This window comes from Corynebacterium frankenforstense (assembly GCF_030211955.1).
In the GTDB taxonomy this organism is placed as follows: domain Bacteria; phylum Actinomycetota; class Actinomycetes; order Mycobacteriales; family Mycobacteriaceae; genus Corynebacterium; species Corynebacterium frankenforstense_A.
The window spans coordinates 26,012-48,684 of sequence record NZ_JASODI010000003.1 but is presented as its reverse complement, the minus strand read 5'-3'; the positions used below and the strand labels follow the sequence as shown (position 1 = coordinate 48,684).

26 protein-coding genes and 1 tRNA gene are annotated in these 22,673 nt (G+C 68.4%); 10 read left to right on the top strand and 17 right to left on the bottom strand.

Features of this window, described 5'->3' with window-relative positions:
* Positions 1–5 precede the first annotated feature (5 nt).
* The 3 genes from recO to QP119_RS02355 all read left to right on the top strand — a co-directional run bounded on the left by recO (position 6) and on the right by QP119_RS02355 (position 2,773).
* Positions 6–755, top strand: a complete 750-nt coding sequence (recO, locus tag QP119_RS02365) for a DNA repair protein RecO (RefSeq protein WP_284773432.1) — start codon at positions 6–8, stop codon at positions 753–755.
* Positions 756–793: 38 nt separating this feature from the next.
* Positions 794–1,555 (top strand): isoprenyl transferase, encoded by a 762-nt coding sequence (locus tag QP119_RS02360; RefSeq protein WP_284773431.1) that lies wholly within the window; start codon positions 794–796, stop codon positions 1,553–1,555.
* 102 nt (positions 1,556–1,657) lie between these two features.
* Positions 1,658–2,773, top strand: a complete 1,116-nt coding sequence (locus tag QP119_RS02355; RefSeq protein WP_284773430.1) for a VIT1/CCC1 transporter family protein — start codon at positions 1,658–1,660, stop codon at positions 2,771–2,773.
* Between the two features lie 36 nt (positions 2,774–2,809).
* Here the strand turns inward: QP119_RS02355 and QP119_RS02350 are convergent, their stop codons facing one another.
* A complete protein-coding gene (locus QP119_RS02350) occupies positions 2,810–3,274 on the bottom strand; it encodes a Fur family transcriptional regulator (RefSeq protein WP_284773428.1) in 465 nt (154 codons plus the stop codon).
* Between the two features lie 241 nt (positions 3,275–3,515).
* On the bottom strand, positions 3,516–3,866 hold the full coding sequence (locus tag QP119_RS02345; RefSeq protein WP_284773427.1) for an ArsR/SmtB family transcription factor: 351 nt from the start codon (positions 3,864–3,866) through the stop codon (positions 3,516–3,518).
* 422 nt (positions 3,867–4,288) lie between these two features.
* Between QP119_RS02345 and QP119_RS02340 the strand changes: the two genes are divergently transcribed.
* Genes QP119_RS02340 through QP119_RS02330 form a run of 3 tightly spaced genes read left to right on the top strand, consistent with a single transcriptional unit; the run spans position 4,289 to position 6,735 of the window.
* Complete coding sequence (locus tag QP119_RS02340; RefSeq protein ID WP_284773426.1) at positions 4,289–5,674, top strand: glycine--tRNA ligase; 1,386 nt, start codon at positions 4,289–4,291, stop codon at positions 5,672–5,674.
* Positions 5,675–5,699: 25 nt separating this feature from the next.
* Complete coding sequence (locus QP119_RS02335; protein WP_284773424.1) at positions 5,700–6,251, top strand: hypothetical protein; 552 nt, start codon at positions 5,700–5,702, stop codon at positions 6,249–6,251.
* A gap of 10 nt (positions 6,252–6,261) precedes the next feature.
* Positions 6,262–6,735 carry a hypothetical protein gene (locus tag QP119_RS02330; RefSeq protein WP_284773422.1) on the top strand — a complete coding sequence of 158 codons (474 nt, stop codon included), beginning with the start codon at positions 6,262–6,264 and terminating at the stop codon, positions 6,733–6,735.
* A 3-nt stretch (positions 6,736–6,738) separates the two neighbouring features.
* Here the strand turns inward: QP119_RS02330 and QP119_RS02325 are convergent, their stop codons facing one another.
* Positions 6,739–8,751 (bottom strand): TPM domain-containing protein, encoded by a 2,013-nt coding sequence (locus tag QP119_RS02325; protein ID WP_284773421.1) that lies wholly within the window; start codon positions 8,749–8,751, stop codon positions 6,739–6,741.
* Between the two features lie 77 nt (positions 8,752–8,828).
* Between QP119_RS02325 and QP119_RS02320 the strand changes: the two genes are divergently transcribed.
* Entirely contained in the window at positions 8,829–10,106 is a 1,278-nt protein-coding gene (locus QP119_RS02320) for a deoxyguanosinetriphosphate triphosphohydrolase (protein ID WP_284773419.1), read from the top strand.
* Here QP119_RS02320 and QP119_RS02315 read toward each other — a convergent pair.
* Both QP119_RS02315 and QP119_RS02310 read right to left on the bottom strand, forming a co-directional pair.
* A complete protein-coding gene (locus tag QP119_RS02315) occupies positions 10,103–10,366 on the bottom strand; it encodes a hypothetical protein (RefSeq protein ID WP_284773418.1) in 264 nt (87 codons plus the stop codon). The two genes, QP119_RS02320 and QP119_RS02315, sit on opposite strands and share 4 nt — an antisense overlap.
* 7 nt (positions 10,367–10,373) lie before the next feature.
* On the bottom strand, positions 10,374–10,910 hold the full coding sequence (locus QP119_RS02310; protein WP_284773417.1) for a ribonuclease domain-containing protein: 537 nt from the start codon (positions 10,908–10,910) through the stop codon (positions 10,374–10,376).
* Positions 10,911–10,995: 85 nt separating this feature from the next.
* Between QP119_RS02310 and dnaG the strand changes: the two genes are divergently transcribed.
* On the top strand, positions 10,996–12,912 hold the full coding sequence (dnaG, locus tag QP119_RS02305; RefSeq protein WP_284773416.1) for a DNA primase: 1,917 nt from the start codon (positions 10,996–10,998) through the stop codon (positions 12,910–12,912).
* 29 nt (positions 12,913–12,941) lie between these two features.
* Here dnaG and QP119_RS02300 read toward each other — a convergent pair whose 3' ends face one another.
* The 6 genes from QP119_RS02300 to QP119_RS02275 all read right to left on the bottom strand — a co-directional run bounded on the left by QP119_RS02300 (position 12,942) and on the right by QP119_RS02275 (position 15,522).
* Positions 12,942–13,184, bottom strand: a complete 243-nt coding sequence (locus tag QP119_RS02300; RefSeq protein WP_284773414.1) for a hypothetical protein — start codon at positions 13,182–13,184, stop codon at positions 12,942–12,944.
* Positions 13,181–13,846, bottom strand: a complete 666-nt coding sequence (locus QP119_RS02295) for a hypothetical protein (RefSeq protein ID WP_284773413.1) — start codon at positions 13,844–13,846, stop codon at positions 13,181–13,183. The genes QP119_RS02300 and QP119_RS02295 overlap by 4 nt, the downstream gene beginning before the upstream one ends.
* 164 nt (positions 13,847–14,010) lie before the next feature.
* Positions 14,011–14,523, bottom strand: coding sequence for a tyrosine-type recombinase/integrase (locus QP119_RS02290; protein ID WP_284773602.1), 513 nt, complete (start codon positions 14,521–14,523; stop codon positions 14,011–14,013).
* On the bottom strand, positions 14,406–15,128 hold the full coding sequence (locus QP119_RS02285; RefSeq protein WP_284773612.1) for a hypothetical protein: 723 nt from the start codon (positions 15,126–15,128) through the stop codon (positions 14,406–14,408). Before QP119_RS02285 ends, QP119_RS02290 begins: the two co-directional genes overlap by 118 nt.
* Positions 15,128–15,376, bottom strand: a complete 249-nt coding sequence (locus tag QP119_RS02280) for a helix-turn-helix transcriptional regulator (RefSeq protein ID WP_284773412.1) — start codon at positions 15,374–15,376, stop codon at positions 15,128–15,130. Before QP119_RS02280 ends, QP119_RS02285 begins: the two co-directional genes overlap by 1 nt.
* Complete coding sequence (locus QP119_RS02275) at positions 15,373–15,522, bottom strand: hypothetical protein (protein WP_284773411.1); 150 nt, start codon at positions 15,520–15,522, stop codon at positions 15,373–15,375. Before QP119_RS02275 ends, QP119_RS02280 begins: the two co-directional genes overlap by 4 nt.
* A 565-nt stretch (positions 15,523–16,087) precedes the next feature.
* On the opposite strand from QP119_RS02275, the gene QP119_RS02270 reads away from it, so the two are divergent.
* Positions 16,088–16,234: a hypothetical protein gene (locus tag QP119_RS02270; RefSeq protein WP_284773410.1), complete on the top strand. Its 147-nt coding sequence runs from the start codon at positions 16,088–16,090 to the stop codon at positions 16,232–16,234.
* Positions 16,235–16,401: 167 nt separating this feature from the next.
* On the opposite strand, the gene QP119_RS02265 is transcribed toward QP119_RS02270, so the two are convergent.
* Genes QP119_RS02265 through QP119_RS02250 form a run of 4 tightly spaced genes read right to left on the bottom strand, consistent with a single transcriptional unit; the run spans position 16,402 to position 19,441 of the window.
* Positions 16,402–16,794, bottom strand: coding sequence for an ImmA/IrrE family metallo-endopeptidase (locus QP119_RS02265; RefSeq protein ID WP_284773408.1), 393 nt, complete (start codon positions 16,792–16,794; stop codon positions 16,402–16,404).
* Positions 16,784–17,782 (bottom strand): RhuM family protein, encoded by a 999-nt coding sequence (gene rhuM / locus QP119_RS02260; protein WP_284773407.1) that lies wholly within the window; start codon positions 17,780–17,782, stop codon positions 16,784–16,786. Before rhuM ends, QP119_RS02265 begins: the two co-directional genes overlap by 11 nt.
* Positions 17,783–17,833: 51 nt before the next feature.
* Positions 17,834–18,859 carry a helix-turn-helix domain-containing protein gene (locus QP119_RS02255; protein WP_284773406.1) on the bottom strand — a complete coding sequence of 342 codons (1,026 nt, stop codon included), beginning with the start codon at positions 18,857–18,859 and terminating at the stop codon, positions 17,834–17,836.
* 15 nt (positions 18,860–18,874) lie between these two features.
* Positions 18,875–19,441 carry a hypothetical protein gene (locus QP119_RS02250; protein WP_284773403.1) on the bottom strand — a complete coding sequence of 189 codons (567 nt, stop codon included), beginning with the start codon at positions 19,439–19,441 and terminating at the stop codon, positions 18,875–18,877.
* Positions 19,442–20,028: 587 nt separating this feature from the next.
* Between QP119_RS02250 and QP119_RS02245 the strand changes: the two genes are divergently transcribed.
* Positions 20,029–20,298 (top strand): hypothetical protein, encoded by a 270-nt coding sequence (locus QP119_RS02245; protein ID WP_284773402.1) that lies wholly within the window; start codon positions 20,029–20,031, stop codon positions 20,296–20,298.
* 467 nt (positions 20,299–20,765) lie between these two features.
* On the opposite strand, the gene QP119_RS02240 is transcribed toward QP119_RS02245, so the two are convergent.
* Positions 20,766–20,838 (bottom strand) — tRNA-Asn (locus tag QP119_RS02240).
* An 88-nt stretch (positions 20,839–20,926) separates the two neighbouring features.
* On the bottom strand, positions 20,927–22,615 hold the full coding sequence (locus QP119_RS02235; RefSeq protein ID WP_284773401.1) for an alkaline phosphatase D family protein: 1,689 nt from the start codon (positions 22,613–22,615) through the stop codon (positions 20,927–20,929).
* Positions 22,616–22,673 lie beyond the last annotated feature (58 nt).

Here is a 22,673-nt window from a genome sequence, read left to right as displayed (position 1 = left end):
GGGTCGTGCGCAGGGAGAGTTTCCGCGACCGGGCGCTGGTGCTGCGCACCTACGACTTCGCCGAGGCCGACCGCGTCATCGTTCTCTTGACCCGCGGCCACGGCATCGTGCGCTCGGTGGCCAAGGGGGTGCGCCGGGCGAAGTCGCGCTTCGGCTCGCGCCTGCAGCTCTTCGTCGACCTCGACGTCCAGCTCTACCCGGGCCGCAACCTCGCCACGATCATGGGCGCGGACACCGTCGCCTTCTTCGGCTCCGGCATCATCGACGACTACGAGCGCTACGCCGCCGCCTGCGCGGCCCTCGAGTGCGCCGAGCGCCTGGCCGTCGCCGAGGACGGCTCCGACTCGTTTCTTTACGACGCCGCGCTGGTCACCCTGGGGCGCATCCAGCGCGCCGCCCGCCCCGTCCTCGCCCTGGACGCCTTCATCCTGCAGGTGACCGCGCACGCCGGCTGGGCGCTCAGCCTCTTCGACTGCGCGCAGTGCTCGGCGCCGGGCCCGCACCACGCCTTCCACCCGGGCGCCGGGGGAGCGGTGTGCCTGCACTGCCGGCCCAGCGGCTCGGCGGACGTGCCCACCGAGGCGCTGCACCTGATGTGGCTGCTCGCCCACGACCGCGTCGAGCAGGCCGTGGCCGTCGTCGCCGGGGAGGGCGGCGCCGAGCTGGCCGCCGTGGCCCACCGGTTGACCCGCGCCCACCTGCAGTGGCAGGTCGAGGGGCGGGTGGCCGCCCTGGCGGTGCTCGACGAGGGGTGAGCCGCCGCGGCGGCGGGCGCTTTGGCACAATTGGACCTGTGACTGAGCAGAATTCCGCAGGGGTCGCCGGCACGTTCGCGGCGACGGGTGTCCCGGCCGAGCTGGTCCCGCGACACATCGCACTGGTCATGGACGGCAACGGCCGCTGGGCCCGCCAACGCGGGATGAAGCGCACCGAGGGCCACCGCCGCGGGGAGGCGGTGCTCATGGAGGCCGTCGACGCCTGCCTCGAGATGGGCGTGGACTACCTGTCCGCCTACGCGTTCTCCACGGAGAACTGGCGGCGCAGCCACGAGGAGGTCCGCTTCCTGATGGGCTTCTCCCGCGACGTGCTGCGCCGCGAGCGCGACATCCTCAACGAGAAGAACGTGCGCATCAAGTGGGCCGGGCGCCGCCCGCGCCTGTGGCGCTCGGTGATCCGCGAGCTCGAGGCCGCCGAGGAGCTGACCCGCGACAACACCGCGATGACGCTGGTGATGTGCGTCAACTACGGCGGGCGCGCCGAGATCGTCGACGCCGCCCGGAAGCTGGTCGCCCGCGCCGCCGCCGGCGAGCTGCGCCCCGGTCAGGTCACCGAGGACTCCTTCGTCGACTACCTTTACGACCCGGAGATGCCGGACGTGGACCTCTTCCTGCGCCCCTCCGGCGAGCGGCGCACCTCGAACTTCCTGCTGTGGGAGTCGGCCTACGCGGAGATGGTCTACCAGGACAAGCTCTTCCCGGACTACACCAAACAGGACCTCTTCGACGCCGTGCTCGAGTACGCCAAGCGCGACCGCCGGTTCGGCGGGGTGAAGTGACCGGCGGGGCCTGAGCGAACTTTTCCCGGCCGCCGACCTGTCTTCCCTCCGCCCGCCCGTGCGGGTACGCTGCTATGGGTTCCGGCGGAAGGAGGAGACCAGGTGAGCGAGGACAACGGCGCGGACGTGCGGCCCGTCGAGGAGCCGCCGACCGCCCGCCAGATCAAGCGCTGGCGGCGCTACCTGGCCAACGAGCGCGCCGAGGCCGCCGTCTACCGGGAGCTGGCACACCGCAAGGAGGGCGCCGAGCGCGACATCCTGCTGCGCCTGGCCGACTCCGAATCCCGCCACGAGGAGTACTGGCGCGCCAAGCTCGGCGAGTACGTCGGCATGCCCCAGCAGCCGGGCCTGCACACCCGCTTCATGGGCTTTCTGGCCAAGAACCTCGGCTCCGTCTTCGTGCTCGCCCTGATGCAGTCCGCCGAGGCGCGCACCCCCTACATCGACGACGCGGACGCCCCGGACCAGATCGCCGCCGATGAGCGCGTGCACTCCGAGGTCGTGCGCGGCCTGGCCGAGCAGTCCCGCCAGCGCATCTCCGGCGGCTTCCGCGCGGCCGTCTTCGGCGCCAACGACGGCCTGGTCTCCAACCTCGCCCTGGTGCTCGGCATCCTCGGCTCCGGGGTCAGCCCCACCATCGTGCTGATCACCGGCATCTCGGGGCTTCTGGCCGGCGCGCTGTCGATGGCCGCCGGCGAGTTCATCTCGGTGCGCTCGCAGGCCGAGCTGATCGAGGCGACCCGCCCCAACGACGAGATCGGCCGGGTCATTCCGGAGCTCGACGTCAACGCCAACGAGCTGGCCCTGGTCTACCGGGCCCGCGGGCTCGAGGAGGACGAGGCGCAGGAGCGCGCCCGCGAGGCCCTCGAGCAGTTCCGCCAGGCCGAGCTCAACAGCCAGGTGCCGGCGGGTGCCGCCCCGTCGGCCAAGGAGTCCGGCGTGGACGGCGCCTGGGCGGCGGCGCTGTCGTCGTTCTGCTGCTTCGGCCTCGGCGCGCTGATCCCGGTGCTGCCGTTCATCTTCGGCGCGAGCATCGCCGTCGGCGCGGTCATCGCGATCGTCCTGGTCTCGATGGCGCTGCTGTTCACCGGCGGGGTCACCGGCGTGCTCTCGGGCCGCCCGCCGCTGTGGCGCGCCGTGCGCCAGCTGCTCATCGGCCTGGGCGCGGCAGGGGTGACCTGGGCGCTGGGCTCCATCTTCGGCGTCGTGCTCGGCTGAGCCGGCTGAGAGGTCAGCGCCGGCGGGGGAGGGGCGCTACTTGGCGCCGTCCTTCCCCGCGCCGTCGTTCTCCGCGCGGGCCTTCTTCTCCCGGCACTCGGGGCACAGCCCGTAGACCTCGGCGTCGTGGCCGGTCAGCTCGAAGCCGTGGCTCGAGGCGACCTGGGAGGCCCACTTCTCCACCGGCCCGCCGTCGATCTCCTCGGTGCGCCCGCACTCGGTGCACACCAGGTGGTGGTGGTGCTTCTCGGTCATGCAGTGGCGGTAGAGCGTCTCGCCGCTGGCCATGTGCAGCGCGTCGACCGCGTGGATCTCGGTGAGCGACTGCAGGGTGCGGTAGACCGTGGTCAGGCCGACCTTCTCGCCGCGCTCCTTGAGCTCGGAGTGGATCTTCTTGGCCGAGGCGAAGTTGTCCAGCTCCAGCAGGACGGACACGATCGCCGAGCGCTGGCGGGTGCTGCGCGTGCCCAGCTTCGGTATGGCGGAACTGACCGTGCCCATGGTGCGACACTCCTTCAGACGGCGGGAAACCAGTTGTTGTTGGAACTCATTGTAGTTGCAGCCGGGCGCACGGGCCGTGCATCGGCGCAGGTGACCCGCGGGTGCGTCGCCGGGTGCGGCGAGGCGCGACCGGGTGAACAGACGCGTCGGCCGGGCCGGTGACTACGTCGCGTGTCGTCACCGGCCCGGCCGGTCGGTTGTGTGAGGAGCGTGATGTGCTTTAGGGAAACAGCGGCCGCGCTCAGGCCTGGTGGCTCATCTGCGGGGCGCTGCCGCGCACGATGGCGGCGAGCCGGGCCGCCTGGTCGATCAGGTCGCCCACCTCCGGGGTGGTCAGGCGGTACATGACCTCGCGGCCGCGACGCTCGGACTCGACGAGTCCGGACATCTTGAGCACCTTCAGATGCTGTGAGCTGAGGGGCTGGGACTTGCCGAGCTCCTTGACCAGCTCGTGGACGAAGTGGTCGTGCTGCTGCAGGAGCTTCACGATCTTCAAACGGAGCACCGAGTCCAGGGTGCTGAGCACCCGGGCGGCGTCAGTGACCTCTTCGGGCCGGTCGTCGCTGTTCCCTATCAAGTTTTTCGTCGTCATGAGAGTCTTACCAATCTTGTTCGGTGCCTCCGGGCCCGCATTCTATCGACGCCGTCTACTCGGTCCAAGAAGTCACCGCAGGCGTGTGGCCAGCGCTTCGCCTGCCGCAACCGCCCGGCAGGCCCGCTACCAGGACCATTAGGTGAAATGCATTCACGGAGCAAGTTCCTTGATGTGAAGAATCATACAACAGACGTGTTATGTCGGTGATTTAGCTTCGTTTGTGAGTTCGTAACGCATACGTCGCCGCGCGCATGGGTCCGCGCAGGCCCGTGCCCGCCGCGACGCGGCCCCGGGGGCGTCGGGGGAGCGGGTCGGGCGGACGGTTAGAATGGAGCGCACGTGTGCCACCGTGCTCCAACTTTTGTACGGTGTGTCCAGACAGTCCCACCCATCAACCACAACGAGGAGCCCTCTCTCCCATGGCGCAGCAATCCGTCATCGACACCGTCGTCAACCTGTGCAAGCGGCGCGGTCTGGTCTACCCGGCCGGCGAGATCTACGGCGGTACGCGCTCCGCCTGGGACTACGGCCCGCTCGGCGTGGAGCTCAAGGAGAACATCAAGCGCCAGTGGTGGCGCCACATGGTCACCTCGCGCGGCGACGTCGTCGGCGTGGACACCTCGATCATCCAGCCGCGCCAGGTGTGGGTCGCCTCCGGCCACGTCGAGGTCTTCACCGACCCGCTGGTCGAGTCGCTGCACACCCACAAGCGCTACCGCGCCGACCACCTCATCGAGGCCTACGAGGAGAAGCACGGGCACGCCCCGGAGAATGGCCTGGCCGACATCAACGACCCGGAGACCGGCCAGCCCGGCAACTGGACCGAGCCGCGCGCCTTCTCCGGCCTGCTCAAGACCTTCCTGGGCCCCGTCGACGACGAGGAGGGCCTGCACTACCTGCGCCCGGAGACCGCCCAGGGCATCTTCATCAACTTCAAGAACGTGATGAACTCGGCGCGCATGAAGCCGCCGTTCGGCATCGCCAACATCGGCAAGTCCTTCCGCAACGAGATCACGCCCGGCAACTTCATCTTCCGCACCCGCGAGTTCGAGCAGATGGAGATGGAGTTCTTCGTCAAGCCCGGCGAGGACGAGCAGTGGCACCAGTACTGGATCGACGACCGCCTGCAGTGGTACATCGACCTGGGCATTGACCCGGAGAACCTGCGCCTCTACGAGCACCCGAAGGAGAAGCTGTCGCACTACTCGAAGCGCACCGTCGACGTCGAGTACGCCTTCGGCTTCACCGGCTCGAAGTGGGGCGAGCTCGAGGGTGTGGCCAACCGCACCGACTACGACCTGCGCGTGCACTCCGAGTCCTCCGGTGAGGACCTCAGCTTCTACGACCAGAACAACGAGGAGCGCTGGATCCCCTACACCATCGAGCCGGCCGCCGGCCTGGGCCGCGCGATGATGGCTTTCCTGGTGGACGCCTACCACGAGGACGAGGCCCCCAACGCCAAGGGCGGCGTGGACAAGCGCGTCGTGCTCAAGCTCGACTACCGCCTCTCGCCGGTCAAGGTCGCCGTGCTGCCGCTGTCCAAGAAGGAGCCGCTGGCCGGCAAGGCCCGCGAGGTCGCCGAGACCCTGCGCAAGCACTGGAACGTCGACTTCGACACCTCCGGCGCGATCGGTCGCCGCTACCGCCGCCAGGACGAGATCGGCACCCCGTTCTGCGTCACCGTCGACTTCGACACGCTTGACGACGCCGCGGTGACCGTTCGCGACCGCGACACCATGGAGCAGGAGCGCGTCGCCCTCGACGAGCTGGAGGGCTACCTGGCCGCCCGCCTCATCGGCTGCTGACACGCGGACTAGGGAGGAGATTTGTGTGACTGACATCCACTACACCTCGTGGGGCCCGCGCCACGCCGGCGAGAACGCCGTGCTGCTGGTGGGCAAGGGCCCGGAGGAGCTGGGCAGCTTCGGCGTGGAGAAGGCCGAGGTCGGCGGCGAGACCTGGCAGCTCAAGGCCGACGGGGCCAAGGGCGTGCTGGTGCGCACCGGCGACGGCCGCGAGTTCCGCGCCGACGGGGCGGCCGGCCCGAAGAAGCAGGTCGCCGTGGACCTGGCTGGCAAGAAGCTCACCCTGGTCAACGAGAACAGCTCCAACTGGGTCGTCCTCGACCCCGACGGCGTGAAGATCGCGCAGTTCTCCGGCACCAACAACGGGGTGCGCCGCAGCATCCTGGAGTTCTCCGCCGACGAGGAGGAGCCGGAGAAGGCCCGCGCCGCCATCGACGCGCTGACCCGCGACGAGGTCGTGGCGCTGAGCTTCTTCACCCGCACGATCCTGGAGGCGAAGCTCTCGCGGACCTCGGGGATGGTCATCGTGACCCTGGTGGCGGCCACCATCCTGGCCGTGCTGACCTTCCTGATCTAGGGTCGACGCCATGACGGACGCGACGGGGCTGTTCGGCGGGGCGGATACGGGCACCTGGGTGTGGCGGGGCAACGAGCTCTTCGACGGCCTCGGCCACCAGGTCGCCTCCGTGCGCTCCGACGTCCTCTTCCACGCCGGGGAGCGCATGCTCCTCGAGTACAGCCCGGGCGGGCGTTTCCGCCTGCGGGCCACCACCGCCGGCGGCGCGGTCTACACCGCCGCCCAGAGGGGGCTGACGGTCCAGCACCTGCACGGCTCGTGCGAGGGGCGCGACTACGAGATGAACCGCACCTCGCTGTGGCGCAAGGAGCGCGTGATCCGGGCCAACTCGGGGCCCGTCGCGCTGGTGCGCCCGCGTATCTCTGGCGCCGTCGAGATCGTCGACGACCCCGAGGAGATGTCGCCCATGCCCGCCGCCGACGCGGTGTTCTTGTCCTGGGCGTGCGTGATGGTCGACTCCCCGGTGCGCAAGACGCGCACCTAGCGGCTAGAACCGCCCGCCGGCGCCGCCGCCGAAACCGCCGCCCCCGCCGCCGAAGCCGCCGCCCCCGAATCCGCCTCCGCCGCCGAAGCCGCCGCCGAACCCGCCGCGGCCGCCGGAGGAGAGGATCCCGTTGACGAGCATGCCGGCCAGGAACGCCCCGCCGTTGCCGCCGGACTGGTTGCGCCGCTGGCGGCGCTGGTAGTCGTCGTAGTCGTTCTTGGCCAGCCGGGCGGCCTGCTGGGCACGCCGGGCGGCCTGCCCGGCCAGGTCCGCGCCCTGGCGCGGGTCGCCGGCGGCCTCGGCGCGCTGCAGCAGCTGGGCGGCCGCGGCCAGCTCGCCGCGGGCCCGGGAGCCCACGATCGGCCCGCGCGAGGCGATCAGGTCGTCGGCCGACTGCACCGCGGCGCGCGCGGCGTCGAGCTGCTGGCGGTAGACGCGCAGCAGCCGCTCTTGCCCGGCGGTGGCCTCGCCGGCCTGCTCCAGGGCGTCGTCGAGGCGCCCGTCGAGCTCGGTCAGGTCGGTGAAGGCGCCCAGGGGATCGGCCGTCCCACGCTCGCGCCCGGCGGCCAGCGCCGAGGTCGCCTCGTCGGCCAGCGCCTCGAGGCCGGCCCAGTCGCCCTGGGCACCACTGGCCCGGCCGCGGGCGGCCAGCTCGCGGGCCTGGGCGATTTCGCCGTCGATCTCGGCGTAGAGGTCCGGCAGCTGGGTGCGCGCGGTGGCCAGGTTGTCCTCGGCGTGTTCGACGGCGTCGAGCATCCGCTCGGCGACCTCCACGGCGTGCTCGGAGTCGCGGATCGCGGCCACCACGCCGCCCTGCTGGCCGGCGGGCCGGTCGGCCAGCTCGCGGGCCTGGTCGAGGCGCTTCTCGGCCTCGTCGACGCCGGCCTCGGCCAGCTCCGGGTTGTCGGCCACCGAGCTGAGCGCCTCCTCGGAGTGGTTCGCGCGCAGCGCCTCGAGGCGGCGGCGGGCCTCCGGGATGCGGGCGCGCACGTCGACGGTGCGCCGCATCAGCTCCGCGATGTGGTTCTCGGCGGTCAGCAGCATCTCGCGGTTGTCCGCGAAGTCCTTGGCCTGCGAATCGAGGGCGGCCTGCGCCTTCGAGCAGTCCGTGATCACCCCGGCCAGCAGCTGGCGGCGCTCGGCGTCCGAGCCCGCGGCCGCGTCCAGGCGGTCCTGGGTGGCGTAGGCGGAGTCCATCGCCCGGCGGGCGTGCGCGGCGGCCTCGGCGAAGGGGCGGGCGCGCTGCTCGCCGAACTCGGCGCGGGCCAGGCGCAGCTCCTCCTCGGCCCGGCGCAGCGACTCGTCGGTGGCCACCACGGCCTCGTGGGCCAGCTGCTCGAGGGTCTCCAGCGGCAGGCGCGCCAGCGAGTCGGTGTCGGTCGGGTCGATGCGCCGCGCGCTCTCGAGCTGCTCGGCCTCGTCGCGGTTGCGCTTGCGCCGCGACCAGGCCCACAGGCCACCGCCCGCACCCGCGGCGGCCACCGCCGCCCCGCCCAGCCAGGCGACGGACTCGCCGGAGATCTGCCCGGAGCTCACGGCGGCGTCGATGAAGGCCTGCGCGGCGCCGTTCCAGTCGCCGTCGGAGAGGTGGGGACGCACGGCCTTGTCCAGGTCGTCGATCTCGGACTGCGACCAGTCCACCCCGCCCTGCACGAAGTACTGGCGCAGCTCCGGGGCGACCACCATGACGGCCAGGTTGTTGCCGCCGTTGGCCTGCACGGTGTCGCGGGCGTACTCCTCGGGGCCCAGGCCGCCGAAGTCCGGCACGAAGACGACCATCAGCGAGCGCTGGTGGTCGACCTGGTACTGGGCGATCTGCTTGTTCAGGTCCGCGACCTGGTCGTCGCTGAGCACCCCGGCCTCGTCGACCACGCTCTGGCTGTAGGACTGCGGCCCCTGGGAGACGGCGACCGACGCATCGGTCGCGGCGAACGCGACGGGGAGCAGCGCGGCGTCGGCAAGCGGGACAATGGCGGCGGCGCCGAGGGCGGCGAGGATCACGCGCGGTTTCGTCATGGGGCCAACAATAGTGGAGGCGGTGAAACCGGCACGTCGCAGCCATTTCCGCACCATCGGCGGTTAGTATCGCCTGCGTGTACACCTACTCGTCCGCCGACACCGAACGTCGCCTGGCCGAGGGGCCGAAGGGCAGCTGGATCGCCGCGACCGAGACCGACCACCGCAGCGCCTTCTCCCGCGACCGCGCGCGCGTGCTGCACTCTGCCGCGCTGCGCCGGCTGGCCGACAAGACCCAGGTCGTCGGCCCCCGCGACGGCGACACGCCGCGCACGCGCCTGACGCACTCGCTGGAGGTCGCCCAGATCGCCCGCGGCATCGGCTCGGGGCTGGGCATGGACCCGGACCTCTCGGAGCTGGCGGGGCTGACCCACGACATCGGGCACCCGCCCTACGGCCACAACGGCGAGCGCGCCCTCGACGAGGTCGCCGCGGAATGCGGCGGCTTCGAGGGCAACGCGCAGACGCTGCGCATCCTCACCCGCCTCGAGCCCAAGGCCGTCGACGGGGAGACCAGCTACGGGCTCAACCTCACCCGCGCCGCCCTCGACGCCGCGTGCAAGTACCCGTACACCCGCACCGCCGCCGACGGCAGCCACCGCCGCAAGTACGGCTGCTACGACGAGGACGCCGCGGTCCTGGCCTGGATCCGCGAGGGCAACCCGGGCACGGACAAGTCGCTCGAGGCGCAGGCGATGGACTGGGCCGACGACATCGCCTACTCCGTCCACGACGTCGAGGACGGCATCGTCTCCGGGCGCATCTCGCTGGCGGTGCTGTGGGACCTCGTCGAGCTCGCCGAGCTCGCGGAGGCCGGTGCGCGCGCCTTCGGCGGCGCCCCCGAGGAGCTCGTCGCCGCCGCCGACCACCTGCGCCAGCTCGACGTGGTCAACGACGCCGCCGAATTCACCGGCAACCTGCGTTCCTTCGCCCGCCTGAAGAAGATGACCAGCGAGCTGGTGGGCCGCTACGTCGGCGCCACGGTGCAGGCCAGCCTCGACGAGGCCGACGCGGAGGCCGGGAAGCTGGGCCGCCACCACGGCCGGCTGGTCGTGCCTGCGCAGGCGCGCGCGGAGGTAACGCTGCTCAAGACCATCGCCGTGCTCTACGTGATGGACCAGCGCTCCCACATCGCCCGTCAGGACCGGCAGCGCGAGCGCATCTTCCGCGTCTTCGACTACCTGAGCGCGGGCGCGCCGGGGGCACTCGACCCGATGTTCGCCGACTGGTGGCGCCAGGCCGACTCGGAGGCCGGCCGTCAGCGCGTGGTCGTCGACCAGATCGCCTCGCTGACAGAGTCGCGCCTGGAGCGCATGGCCCGCGAGTCCGCGGACCTCTCCGTGTTCATGGGCTAGAGCTGCAGCTCGACGCCGAGGTCGGCGAGGACGGCGCGCACGCGGGCGTCGTCGGAGTCGGGCAGCCGCCAGTGGGCGCACAGAACGCGCGAGACGCCGTACTCCTTGATCAGGTCCGCCATGCCGTCGAGGTTGCGCGGCGCGGGCCGCCCGGCGCGGTAAGTGGCACGTGCGAGCGCGTCGTAGAGGTCGCGCGGCTCGCGCACGGGCGTGGTGATGATGATCGGGTTACGCATGAAGCGGGTGTGGGTCTGGGTCATGGCAGGTTCAGGCGTCCGGGATCTCGCAGAAGGATTCGTAGTGGTCGGCGGTGTAGTACCAGGTCTCGGGGTCCTCGGGCGGTTCGCCGCCGGTGACGATCCGGCGCGCGCCCCGGTGGTCGAGCCCCGGCGTGTCCACGGTGTACTCACGGTAGTGGTCGCGGGCCTGATCCGGAAGTCGCCCCTCGTAGTTGCCGAAGCGCGTCCCGTCGTTGTCCGGGTGCTCAAACGGCCCGCCGGCGCGCACGTCCGCGACGGTGTCCGCGGCCTCCTCAGGCAGGGTGTCCAGCGGGCAGGTCTCAATTGCCGACGTCCCGTCGGTCCCCGTCGCACGTTCCGTCGCCGTGGCTGCGCCGCCGCCGTGGCCGGCGGCGGTGGTGGCGGTGCTGCCGACCGCGCTGGTTGCGGTGGAGTCGGCCGCGGTGGCGTCGGCGGGCTGTGCGCCGTCGCCGGAGCCTAAGTCGATGCCGAACCATGCGGCCGCGACGGCGACGGCGAGGCCGGCGGCTCCGGCCAGCCAGCCGGTCGAGGAGCGTCGAGACATGGCGATATCTTTACACACCCGCCCCGCGGTTCCGGCATCCGGCCCGCGCGCCGGGTGGGCGCGCGCCCGGGTATCCTCGGGTGCCATGGGTAAGGGACGGATACCGGAGCGCGACATCCAGGCGATCCGGGAGCGTACCCCCATCGAAGAGATCGTGGGGGAGTACGTGCAGCTCAAGCCGGGGGGCACCGATTCGTTGAAGGGGCTTAGCCCCTTCAAGGACGAGCGCACCCCGTCCTTCCACGTGCGTCCCAACCGCGGCTACTACCACTGCTTCTCCACGGGCAAGGGCGGCGACGTCTTCTCCTTCCTGATGGAGATGGAGCACCTGACCTTCCCCGAGGCGGTCGAGGTGTGCGCGGAGAAGATCGGCTACCAGATCAACTACGAGGGCGGCTCGCCCGGCCGCCGCGAGGAGCCCGGAACCCGCCAGCGCCTCATCGCCGCCAACAAGGCGGCCCACCAGTTCTACCGGGAGCGCCTGGAGACCCCGGAGGCCGCACCGGGCCGGGAGTTCCTGCTGAACCGCGGCTTCTCCCGCGAGCACATCTACGGCTTCGAGTGTGGCTACGCCCCGGGCGGCTGGGACACGCTGACCAAGGAGCTGCTGCGCCGCGGCTTCGACTACAAGACGCTCGAGGTGGCAGGGCTTTCCAAGATGGGCCGGCGCGGGCCGATCGACGCGTTCTCACGCCGGCTGCTGTGGCCGATCAAGAACATGTCCGGCGACGTCATCGGCTTCGGGGCGCGCAAGCTCTTCGACGACGACCGCATGGGCAAGTACATGAACACCCAGAACACGCTGCTCTACGACAAGTCGAAGGTGCTCTTCGGGCTGGACCAGGCCAAGAAGGCCATCGCCGCCGGCCACCAGGCGGTGGTGGTGGAGGGCTACACGGATGTCATGGCCATGCACGCCGCCGGGGTGACCACGGCCGTGGCCGCCTGCGGCACCGCCTTCGGCGAGGAGCACCTGCGCATCCTGCGCCGGCTGATGCTGGACGACAGCTACTTCCGCGGCGAGCTGATCTACACCTTCGACGGCGACGAGGCCGGGCAGAAGGCCGCGATGCGTGCCTTCGCCGGGGACCAGAAGTTCACCGGGCAGTCCTTCGTGGCCGTCGCCCCGGACGGGATGGACCCGTGCGACCTGCGCCTGGTCAAGGGCAACTCGGCGGTGCGCGACCTGATCGCGGACCGGGTGCCCATGTTCGAGTTCGTGGTGCGCTCGCTGCTCTCCCAGTACTCGCTGGACACCGTCGAGGGCCGCCTGCAGGCGCTGCGGCGTACGGTGCCGGTGGTCGCGGGCATCCGCGACCGCGCGCTGCAGACGGAGTACGCCCGGCAGCTGGCCGGCTGGGTCGGCTGGTCCGACACCGACGACGTGCTCGCCCAGGTGCGCGCCGAAGCGCGCCGCCCGAAGCAGCAGGAGCAGCCGCACCGCGCGCGGCGCTTCGAGAACCAGGAGCCACAGGCCGTCCCGCAGGTGCCGGAGGTACCGGCGCCGAACCCGCGGGACCCGGTGCTGTGGCCGGAGCGCGAGTCGCTGAAGCTGGCGCTGCAGTACCCGGAGCTGGCGGGCGCCTACTTCGACGGGCTGGACCCGGAGACCTTCCGCCACCCGGCCTACAAGATGGTGCGCGAGGCCGTGCGCGAGGCCGGCGGCTGCGAGCACGGCGCGGCCGGGGTGGACTGGATCGCGACGGTGGCCGACCGCATGACGGATCTGGGCGGGCGCTCGCTGGTCTCCGAGCTGGCGGTGGAGGACATCCACGTCGACCCGGAGGAGCTGGCCAACTACGCGGACGCGGTGCTCTCGCGCCTTCAGGAGGTGCGCGTGGGCAACGAGATCGCGCAGCTGAAGGGGGAGCTGCAGCGGATGCGGCCCAGCGACGACGAGGTCACCTACAACTCGATGTTCGCGGACCTGGTGGCCCTGGAGCAGGCGCGCCGGGACCTCAACGACCGGGCGTTCCGCACCACCGGGCCGTTCGACCGGTGAGGGGTCGGGGCCGGCCGGCCCGGTAGGGCCTAGTCCTCGTCGGGTTCGAGGACGGTGGAACCGTCGTCGCGGCGGAGGTTCTTGACCTCTCGCATGCGCGGATTCGGGTCGAGCCGGTTCGCGATGGCCTTGCGCGCGGAGTTGACGGCGGAGCGGGTGACCGGGGAGTTGACGGCGATCTGGTAGCCGCGCTTGATCTGGTCGAAACGCTTGCGGCCGGCCTTGGTGCCGAAGACGTATCCCGCGGCGGCGCCGATGACGAACTGGATCATGTGGTGGCGGTTCCTCGCTGATGGTCGACGGTGGGGTGCGACCGCAAGTCTAACGGCTCGGGGCGGGAAGGGCGCGAGCCCCAGTCGAGGTGGGTGGTGGGCTTGCCGCGGGGCCAGCCCGGGGCGAGCTCGATAGGAATGGGATGCGACTTGAATCCTCGCCAACCACCGATGTCTTTCTTCATCCACCGCCGCAGGGCGCGGAACCGGTACGGTCGCCAGATCTCCACCTGACCCTGTGCATGCACCCGGACGGCGCGGTAGTCGATTCCTGGCTGATACTGGCGGGGAACGGTCCAGGAGACGTGGAGGTACACCGTCTCGGCTTCCTCATCAGTAAGCCACACACGCGTGGGTTCCAGTTCTTCGCCGCTTGCCAGGTTCGTCGGGCTCCCGATGGAGGCGTAGGCGCCCTGGGGGCCCACCATTCTGCACTTCAACTGCTGATAGCTCTGGAGTCCACTGTTGCGGACGCTGACGCTGTAGGAGTTGTATGTCGGGCCGTCCCCGATGTTGGCTGTGTTGCCGGTACGCCCGAATTCCAGTTTCAGCTGAGTGGCTCTTTCCCGGCGTAGCTGGTGGTTCAGCTCAAGCCAACCGAGCCATAACGTGATCGGTGCGAAGCTCAACGACAGGGCGGAGATGACGAGGGACCAGTCCATGCGGCTGACACTACTGTTCGGTGCGACGCCCCGGGCTTCGGTTGGTGGATAGACGATAAGGAGGCACCGGCACCGAATTAAATCGGTGCCGGGGCCTTTCTCTGCTTCCCCAACTGGGGTCGAACCAGTCTGATTATGGCTTAATATCGCAGGTCACGACGGTTTCAGGGGTTAATCCCACGACATTTCCACGACATGTGTGCACGCCTCGTTACCCTTGGCGCGACGCGCACGACCTCATCCATGCGCTTGCCGAACGCCTCGAGGTCCTCGGTGAAAAGCTCCGCGTAGGTCGTCAGCGTGATCATCGGGCTGGCGTGCCCGAGCTGCCGGCTGACCGCAAGGACGTTAGCGTGCTCGGAGACCATCAGCCCCGCGGCCACATGACGCAGACCATGCGGGGTCACCCACGGAAACTCCGGATCACGCTCCCGCATACGTGCCAGCGCGCCGTGGTACCAGGACCCGTGCGTCGGCGGCCGCTTCGGCTCCCCGGACCTCGACGGCCAGATCAGCTCGTCAGGGGCGCGCCCGTCCATCACCGGCACCAGCATGTCCATCACCGTGCGCCGCTCGTGGGTCTTCGGCGTGCCGATGACGACCTCACCGCCGACGGTGACCGACGCTCGGTCCACCCGTATCCGGCGGCGCAGCACGTCGACGTCCTGCGGCCGCAGCACAGCCATCTCGCCCCACCGCAGGCCCACGGTGCCCAGTAGCCAGATGATCTCCGGGTGCGCTGCTCCGCCGCGAAATCGGCCAACTGTCCGGCCGTCAGATACACCTTCACCGAGCGCTCCTTTCGGGGCAGGCGCACCCCGCGCGCCGGGTTGAGTTTGAGCGCCCGGTCACCGACAGCGACGTCGAGAATCTGGGCGAGCACGGCGTGCGCCTGCCGAACGTACGACGCCCCCTGTCGCATGGACGCCACCCAGGCCTGCACCTCGGACAGCCGGATCGTGGACACCTGCCGCAGGCCCCACTCCGGCTCGACCGCACGACGCCACTTCGCCATCGCCTCGTGTTTCGTCTTCGGCTTGAGACGCGTCATCGTCGCCTCCCACGCCGGCAGGAGCTCGGAGACGGTGGTCTTCCCCGAGCTCGGGTCCAGCCACTCGCCCGTGCGCACCTCGGTGGCGTTCTTTTCCGCCCACGCCTGCGCGGCGTCCTTCGTGGCGAAGCCCTGCTTGGTGCGACTCCGCCCGTCAGGGGAGCGGTACTGCACCCGCCACAGGAAGCCCCGCGCCCCGCTCTTCGTCTTGTACCGCTTGATCGACGCCATCAGGCGTGCCGGCGCCCGCTCGTCGGCGCGCCGGGGACGGGGGAGCCGGGGCGGTGTGCCTGCCAGTCGCAGACTTCTTCGGCGTCCCAGAGGGGGCTTCGTTTGTCGAGCATGGCCACCGGTTGTGGGGTGCGGCCGTTGGCGTAGTAGTTGGCCCAGGTGCGTGGCGTGATGTTGCAGTGGTCTGCGCATTCGGCGGTGCGCCACAGCTCGTTGCCGGTGTCTTTGTCGATGATGATGGGGGTCATGAGCGGAGCTTCCTGTAGCTGGTGATGATGCGCGCTGTTTGGCGGGCGAGGGGGATGGTCAACAGCGCGGCAAGCGCGCAGATTATCCAGGTAGGAGCTTTGAGGGCTGCGAGGACGAATAGGGCGATGATTCCGATGTCGGTCATGTGTCTCATGAAGGGTCCTTTCCTGCGTTATGCTTAGGGTGTCCCCCGGGGGCCTAGTTGGAGTAGGTCCCCGGGGTCCACTCTTCTTCGGGTGGTGAGTCCAACTCTTTCATCTTGGTCTTGTAGTCCAGGATGATTCGGAGTGTCTCGTTTGCGGCTCTCCATGCTGCGTAGAGTCCGGCTATCCACCAGGAGATGTGTTCCACATCGCCTCCTTTCTCTGTTGAGTTTTCTTGACGTCCCTTGCGGAACTATCCTCGTAGCAACGTAGACGTGCGGTATATGGCAAGTGGGGGAACATGCTAGTTTTGGCGCGATCGCCAGACTCGGATCATGTTCGCCGTGACGCCCAACTCCGCGGCCAGGGTCCCGGCGTATGGCCTAATCGGGGCCTCAGCGGCGGAGGGATGGGAACCGCCGCATAGTGCGGTATTATCAATCGTTGAACTACACGTGTGTAGTTCCCCTCCTGTCGATGCGACTCGGTCTCCATCGTCATGCGAGCGGAGCCCGGAGGCCATCGGCGGCAGGGTCACCGACTCTCGTTAGGAGGGAGGTGAGACGAATGCCTGATACTGAGTACGGCGAACAGCCGGAAAAGAGGAAGGCCTGGGCGACGATTGGTGAGATCGTCGCCCAGGCCCTGGGAGCGTTAGCTGCCAGTGTGCTCGCGGATGCGGTTCGCGAGTTGGCTGTCTGGTTAGCTAACTAGTCTCACGAAGCCCTTCACTTTGCTTAGCGGCGGGTGGAGGGCTTCGCCATTAGCGGTGACATGGGGGTATCATGTCGCTTCTCATGCTACTTCCGCGGGATCGGGAAGTAAACCTGAATCACGCCCCGTCATGGTAGTCACCAGTACGATGCAACTCGTGTAATGATCTAATTCCGGTGCGATCGCCAGGTTTGGATCATGTGCACCGTGACGCCGAACTCCGCGGCTAGGGCCCCGGCGTGCGGCCCGTAAAGGGCCTCGGCGGTCGCGTAGTCCTCCGGCGAGATCAGAAGCTCTGCTGCCCACCGGTCCGCCTGGCGCTCTTGGCGGGCCGACCACCAGCCGGCGACGTCGGCCCGGTGTCCGAGAACGGCGTGGCCGAGTTCGTGTGCGAGCGTGCACACCTGCTTGACGTGGGTCAGGTCGTCTCGGAGCAGGATCAGGTAGTATTCCGGGAACCAGCCGCCCTTGGCGCCTTCGAGCCACCCCATGTCGTCGTAGTCCACGAACGCGTCCTGCTCGGTGGCCATGTCGAGCAGGTCGTAGTAGCTATGCGCCACTGTGTCCTGATTTCAGGGCCTTGACCTCTTCGGCGAGCTCGGCCATGTCCTTCTCATTGACACGGGCATCCTGTGTGGCAAGGTGGGCGTCCCACTCAGCGTGTGCCTTCACCGCGGCTTGCTTCCTCTGCCGCTTGCCAAATCCTGACAGCACGTCGCGGTCGTTGAAGACAAGCCACTTGTCAGCCTTCTGCATCCACTCGTCGAGAAGAATGGTATTGCCCAAGGACGCTTGGTCTTCTGCGTAATCGAGGAACATCGAGGTGAGGCGATTCATGCGCGTGAGCTCATCGCGGTCGAGGTAGTTCTTTGCTACCGCTAGGTCTGAGCGCCGTGGTTGTTCCCCTGACCAGTTTGTCAACCCGGCGTTCGGCTTGGTTCGGTCCGCGCGCTCCCAGATGAGCTCTGCCGCAGTCATGCCGTGGGTGGCGAAGTGAAGCCTGTTCTGGATACTGGCGAAGAAGTTGCGTACCTCCTGGAAGGACTTGCGTTCTTCGTAGTCGGCACTTGTCGCGGCGATGACATCACAGATCTTGCGGAAGAACTGGCGCTCGCTCGCGCGGATGTCCCGGATGCGCTCCAGCAACTCGTCGAAGTGGGTGTCCACGCCGTCGTTCTTGAGGCGTTGGTCGTCCATGGCGAAGCCTTTGACGAGGTACTCGCTGAGTACTTCGGTAGCCCACTTGCGGAACTGCGCGCCGCGTGGCCCACGCACCCGGTAGCCGACGGCAAGAATCATATCGAGGTTGTAGTGGTTGACGGACCGGTCGTGGCCTGGCTGTTGTAAAAGCTTTTTACAGTTGGTCTCGTCCAGCTCTCCGCCACGGAGAATCTCTCTGATGTGATGGTTGACCGCATGTTGTCCGATCGCGAAGAGGTCTCCCATTTGGCGCGTGCTAAGCCATGCGCTTCCTTCTTGGAGCTGAAGGCGAACGTGGGCTTTGCCGTCCTCGGTGGTATAAATCGCGATCTGGTCTGGTGTGGTCATGGGGTCGTCCTCTTGTGGTCCACGCTGTTGGGACATCGTTGGGGCGGTGGGCTATTCATGTCTCGGTGTTGCAAGTGGCGTCACACTGGCGAGTTCGTCGTTGGCAGTGTCGGTGTCCTGGCGGTCAGGGCGCGTCACGGTGACAGGATCGATGTAGCTGTTTTCGAGCAGAACGTCGACTGGTTCGTGGACTCTCCAGCCGCGTCCGGAGATCTGCATGCGTAGGCTGCGGTAGCGCTGGTAGTCGATGAGCTCGAGCTCGTGTGCTCGACGTACGATCGCCTGGATGGAGTAGCCCCACTGTGACTTGAGTGCCGCGTAGTCAGCCAGCGTGCTCTCGGGGGTGATGGCAGGCGTCATGAGGCGGCGGGGCATGAGGAAGCTTGCGGCGAACATGTTCGCTTCGGTTTCCATCGCGGTAAGGTCTGATCGGCTCGTGGAGGCGTGCAGGATGAGGTGGGCGAGTTCGTGGGCGAGGCTGAAACGGTATCGGTCACCGCTGCGCTGCCTATTTAGTGCGATGACGCGCAGGGGTGCTGCGCTTGGGGTGGATACGCCGTCGAAGTTGGTGCCGCTGATGACGCTCTCGGGCAGTTCTGTCACGAGAATGTTGTGGAGGTGGAGGACCGCGGTGATGTTCCCGATTGCCGTATCCGGCTCTAGCTCGAAGTGCTCTCGGGCGCGCGCGGCTGCCGCCTCCAGGACGGGCGCGTCGAGTGGCCCGTCGGGCACGTCAAGGGCAGGCACGTCGCTGACGAGGTCCGGGTAGCGGTGATTCAGGTAGTGCTCGGTGATGGAGAACGCCGTCGCGATCTTCTCGGCGTCGGGCCGACCGAGCCGTGCAGTCCGAAACAGAAGGTCGTTCTGCCCATAGTAGTCGATGTCCTCGTCGAAGAAGTCGCGCGTCATGCCGGTGACGAACTGGGTGGTGGTCAGCAGCTTGTCGGAAAGCGCGCGGTTCTGGCGTTCGACGCCGCTGAGTGTGGACTGGGCGACACCGAGTCGGGCGGCAAACGCTTTTTGTGTGTAGCCGAGCAGGATCCTGACGTGCTTGAGGTTGGTGGCTGTGGTGGACATGTGGCGCCGTGCTTTCTAGCTGCCGAAGTTGAACCCTTCTTGGTCGGCCTCGGTGGGGGAGAACTTCTCTGCGGTGATCTCGTCTGCGTTGGTGCTTAACGGTACCCGCTGCGAGAGTGCCCGGGCGTGTTCGAGGGCGTCTTCGTTGTCGAACATCTGCAGCGACAGGGCACTGAGCGCATCCGCGCCGGGCTGGGGGAATTCCCAGAACAACACGATGCGCGCTTTGGCCTCGATGAGTGGGGCCTGGCCACGGGAGACGGGTTGGCTGGCGCGGAAACCGCTGCTTCGCCTCCACATCAGGACGATGTCGTCGTCTTCGAACCAGAGGCACATCGGAAACGAAGCGCTCGCGGAGAGGTGAAGTCCGCCGAGGCCGGTCTCTGAGAACAGTTCATGGATGGCGACGACCATGGAATCGCGATCCAGGCTCGGGCACTTCTCCAGGTAGTGCTTGTAGGGGAGTTTCTCGCGATAGGTCTGCGCGAGCCCGATTGCTTCGCGCAGCTTGTCGTAGTCCTTCTCGAGGTTGCGCAGAACGCGTCGCATCAGGAGAGCGTTCTCGTCTCGTTTTCTGGCCATCGGGCACCTCTCGAGTGTAACAGTGCGTGTGATATTTTCACACAAATGCGATAATATCACACGCACTGTTACATGGTCGGGCCTGTGAACAGGGCAAACGATTCACGGTCCATCGTGGAAGCCGTCATCACCCGGACCCGGCTCACGCGGCGACAAATCCGCCGCCCGCCCCGGCCTCTCCCGCCCCCGCCACCACTCGACGCAATCCGCGCCATGGAAGCTCGCCTAGGCAAACGGGCCGAGCGCCGCCAGAAGACCTTCGGGCGTTCCTGGTCGCAGGTCGGCCGGCTGGTCCGCGCCGGACAAACCGGCAGAAGGCCGACAGTGTTGACCCCGTCGGCACCCGCTGGGGTGAACCTGCCACCCCGACGGTCGCGGCGACCACCGACGCACTGGTCAAACAAGTCCTGGCAGGCACCGTCCCGGCACACTCCCAGCACATGGTGGCGGGGGATGTGCTGACTGCGTCAGTGGCCGCGACGCAGTGCGCGTCGTGGTCGCAGTCGTTCAAGTCCGCTGCGATGCGCGTTGGCTGAGTCGAGCAGTGATGGAGTGGTCGGAAATTTTCAGGACAAGAGGAGAATGCTATGACATCGGTCTCTGGTGATGTGGTTGACGTGACGGCGTCGCCGTCGTTGGTGGTCTCGGTGTGGGTGCGTGCACGGTCGGCGCGCCCGCATTCTGATGGTCTGGTGACGGTAGAAAACCATACGGTCGCGGTTGATGGAGGTCGAATCGTCTTCGATAGCCTTCCGGGACCTGCCGCGCAGGTGCTGACGTATGGCGGCGCGCCAAGCGAGGTGGTGCCCCTGGTGGTGCCTGAGGGTGGCCTCGGCGACGCTGGCGGCGTGTGTTGAGGCGGCTCAGGCGCGGATGAGACGACGCGGTCAATGATCGAGGTGCTGGCCGAGCGTGCTGCGGATGCACTGGCTGGGGCCGCCCTGTTCATCTACCTCGGAAAGAAGGAGGAGATCGCCGTAGAGCAGACCCAGGCGCTGTTGACGGCGCAGGGAAGCAGGATTTCGACGCTGAAGGTGCGCACAGATTCGCTGGAGGAACGCCTCAACCGGGTCAACAAGGATCTCAGTGAAGAGCGTCGCCGGTCGACGCGTCTGGCTCGTGCCTTGGAGGCCGCGGTGACGATGCTGCGAGCGCTGCGCACATGGATCGAGGCAGGCCATCAGCCATCTGAGCCGACGGTGGATCTGGCCAGCCTTGAGGAGGCGCTTGCAGAGGCGGCACGCCCGCGTCGGCCCCCGGTGATCGCTAACGTAACACCCCCGCCCACCTGCATCAATGCAGGTGGGCGGGGGTGTTATCGAAGCTCCCCCAACTGGGCTCGAACCAGTGACCTTTCGATTAACAGTCGAACGCTCTGCCAGCTGAGCTATAGGGGATCGCGTTGCTCTCGGCAACGGAGAGTCACTATAGACGTTGGCTCGGAAGGCGGGCAAATCGGCAGGCAGAGACCTTATTTGGGGGCCGTCAGGACCAGCCGTGGCCGGGGGTGAAGCGCATGCGCAGCGCCTCGTTGACGGCGGAGTCGGGGGAGTTGAGGTCGGCCACGCGCATCCAGGACATGTCGACGTGGTCCGGGGTGATCTCCGCCAGCGCGTAGCCGTGCGCGTCAAGATCGACGTGCTGGATGTGTGGGTTCTCGTGGCGCAGCACGGACTCGGCCGCCTGCGAGAGAGCGTTGTCCACGGGCAGCTTGAGGATCTCGTCGACGTTGGGCGCCGAGATCGACGAGCAGATCAGCTCCGCGCCGATCTCGTGGCCGTCGTGGCGCACCGAGTGGGCCCACTCGGAGTGGATGTCGCCGGTGACGAAGAGAATGTTGGGGTCGATGCCGTCGAGCACGTCGAGCAGCCGGTCACGCTCGGCGGAGTAGCCGTCCCACTGGTCGCCGTTGAGCGGCAGGCCGTCGCCGGTGCGGCCCGACAGGAAGTCCGCCACCGAGGAGGTGTCCGGGTTCTGGCGCAGTCCCAGCAGCGTCATCGGGCTGAACATGATGGAGTTGCCCAGCACCAGCCAGCGCGCCTTCGAGTTGCGGGCCTGCTCGGCGACCCAGCCGAACTGCTCGGAGCCCATCATCGTCTCGTTGAGGTTGCCGGAGACCCAGTCGCCGAAGCTCTGCTCCTCGTCGCGGTAGGTGCGCAGATCCATCATCGTCAGGTCCACCAGGTCGCCGAAGGCGAGCTTGCGGTAGAGCTTGCCGCCGACCGAGGGGCTCGTCGCGCGGATCGGCAGCCACTCGTAGTAGGCCTGCATCGCCGCCTGCCGGCGCGCGACCCAGCGGCCCTCGGCGCCCTCGGTGTGGTTCTCCGCACCGTCGCGCCAGGCGTTGTTGGCCACCTCGTGGTCGTCCCAGACGACGACCCACGGGCACGCGCCGTGCGCGGCCTGGAGGTGGGCGTCGGTGCGGTACGTGCCGTAGCGGACGCGGTAGTCGGTCAGGTCGAGGATCTCGTGGGCCGGCTCATGGTTGCGCACCGCACCGCGCTTGCCCACGTACTCGCCGCGCCCGTACTCGTAGATGTAGTCGCCCAGGAAGATGACCAGGTCGATCTCGCCGGCGCGCGCACGGGCGGAGATGTCGCGGTAGGCGCTGAAGAAACCGGACTCCCAGTTCGCGCAGGAGGCGACCACGGCGTTGAGATGCTCGGTCTTCGCACCGGCGGCCGGGGCGGTCCAGGTGCGTCCGACGGGGCTGGTCTTGCCGGCGTGCTCGCCGTCGGCGACGCGGAAGCCGTAGAAGTAGACCGTGTTCGGCTCCAGGCCGGTGGCGTCGACGTGGACGGTGTGGTCGATGGCCGCCGAGGTCTCCGCGGTGCCGCTGGCAACGACGTCGGCGAGCGCCTCGTCGCGGGCGACGGTCCACTCGACGGTGACGGGGTCGCCCACGCCGGAGCCGGGCAGGGCCTCCGGGGTCGGGGTGACGCGCGTCCAGAGGATGACGGCGGAGTCGGTCGGGTCGCCGGAGGCGACACCGTGACCGAACGGGATCTCGACGCCGGGGTTGCTCGTGGGCTCGAGCTTCTGGGATGAACCGAAGAACTCGTCGACGGAGCTGCCGGAGCTTTGGGCGTGGGCGGAGGTGGCCTGGCCGACGACGCCGACACCTGCGGCGACGGCGGAGGCGGACAGGAATTTGCGACGGGAATACTGCGACATGGAGCTCATCGTGAGCCCACCGGGTACACCCCTCAACCGGGGCGGAATAGGTGCAGAG

What these genes read in the sequence shown, in the direction of transcription:
- QP119_RS02350 (WP_284773428.1), bottom strand. Translation starts at nt 3,274, where the DNA reads ATGGGCACGGTCAGTTCCGCCATACCGAAGCTGGGCACGCGCAGCACC.
- QP119_RS02345 (WP_284773427.1), bottom strand. Translation starts at nt 3,866, where the DNA reads ATGACGACGAAAAACTTGATAGGGAACAGCGACGACCGGCCCGAAGAG.
- QP119_RS02340 (WP_284773426.1), top strand. Translation starts at nt 4,289, where the DNA reads ATGGCGCAGCAATCCGTCATCGACACCGTCGTCAACCTGTGCAAGCGG.
- QP119_RS02330 (WP_284773422.1), top strand. Translation starts at nt 6,262, where the DNA reads ATGACGGACGCGACGGGGCTGTTCGGCGGGGCGGATACGGGCACCTGG.
- QP119_RS02325 (WP_284773421.1), bottom strand. Translation starts at nt 8,751, where the DNA reads ATGACGAAACCGCGCGTGATCCTCGCCGCCCTCGGCGCCGCCGCCATT.
- QP119_RS02315 (WP_284773418.1), bottom strand. Translation starts at nt 10,366, where the DNA reads ATGACCCAGACCCACACCCGCTTCATGCGTAACCCGATCATCATCACC.
- QP119_RS02310 (WP_284773417.1), bottom strand. Translation starts at nt 10,910, where the DNA reads ATGTCTCGACGCTCCTCGACCGGCTGGCTGGCCGGAGCCGCCGGCCTC.
- dnaG (WP_284773416.1), top strand. Translation starts at nt 10,996, where the DNA reads ATGGGTAAGGGACGGATACCGGAGCGCGACATCCAGGCGATCCGGGAG.
- QP119_RS02300 (WP_284773414.1), bottom strand. Translation starts at nt 13,184, where the DNA reads ATGATCCAGTTCGTCATCGGCGCCGCCGCGGGATACGTCTTCGGCACC.
- QP119_RS02295 (WP_284773413.1), bottom strand. Translation starts at nt 13,846, where the DNA reads ATGGACTGGTCCCTCGTCATCTCCGCCCTGTCGTTGAGCTTCGCACCG.
- QP119_RS02285 (WP_284773612.1), bottom strand. Translation starts at nt 15,128, where the DNA reads ATGGCGTCGATCAAGCGGTACAAGACGAAGAGCGGGGCGCGGGGCTTC.
- QP119_RS02280 (WP_284773412.1), bottom strand. Translation starts at nt 15,376, where the DNA reads ATGACCCCCATCATCATCGACAAAGACACCGGCAACGAGCTGTGGCGC.
- QP119_RS02275 (WP_284773411.1), bottom strand. Translation starts at nt 15,522, where the DNA reads ATGACCGACATCGGAATCATCGCCCTATTCGTCCTCGCAGCCCTCAAA.
- QP119_RS02270 (WP_284773410.1), top strand. Translation starts at nt 16,088, where the DNA reads ATGCCTGATACTGAGTACGGCGAACAGCCGGAAAAGAGGAAGGCCTGG.
- rhuM (WP_284773407.1), bottom strand. Translation starts at nt 17,782, where the DNA reads ATGACCACACCAGACCAGATCGCGATTTATACCACCGAGGACGGCAAA.
- QP119_RS02255 (WP_284773406.1), bottom strand. Translation starts at nt 18,859, where the DNA reads ATGTCCACCACAGCCACCAACCTCAAGCACGTCAGGATCCTGCTCGGC.
- QP119_RS02250 (WP_284773403.1), bottom strand. Translation starts at nt 19,441, where the DNA reads ATGGCCAGAAAACGAGACGAGAACGCTCTCCTGATGCGACGCGTTCTG.
- QP119_RS02245 (WP_284773402.1), top strand. Translation starts at nt 20,029, where the DNA reads ATGACATCGGTCTCTGGTGATGTGGTTGACGTGACGGCGTCGCCGTCG.
- QP119_RS02235 (WP_284773401.1), bottom strand. Translation starts at nt 22,615, where the DNA reads ATGTCGCAGTATTCCCGTCGCAAATTCCTGTCCGCCTCCGCCGTCGCC.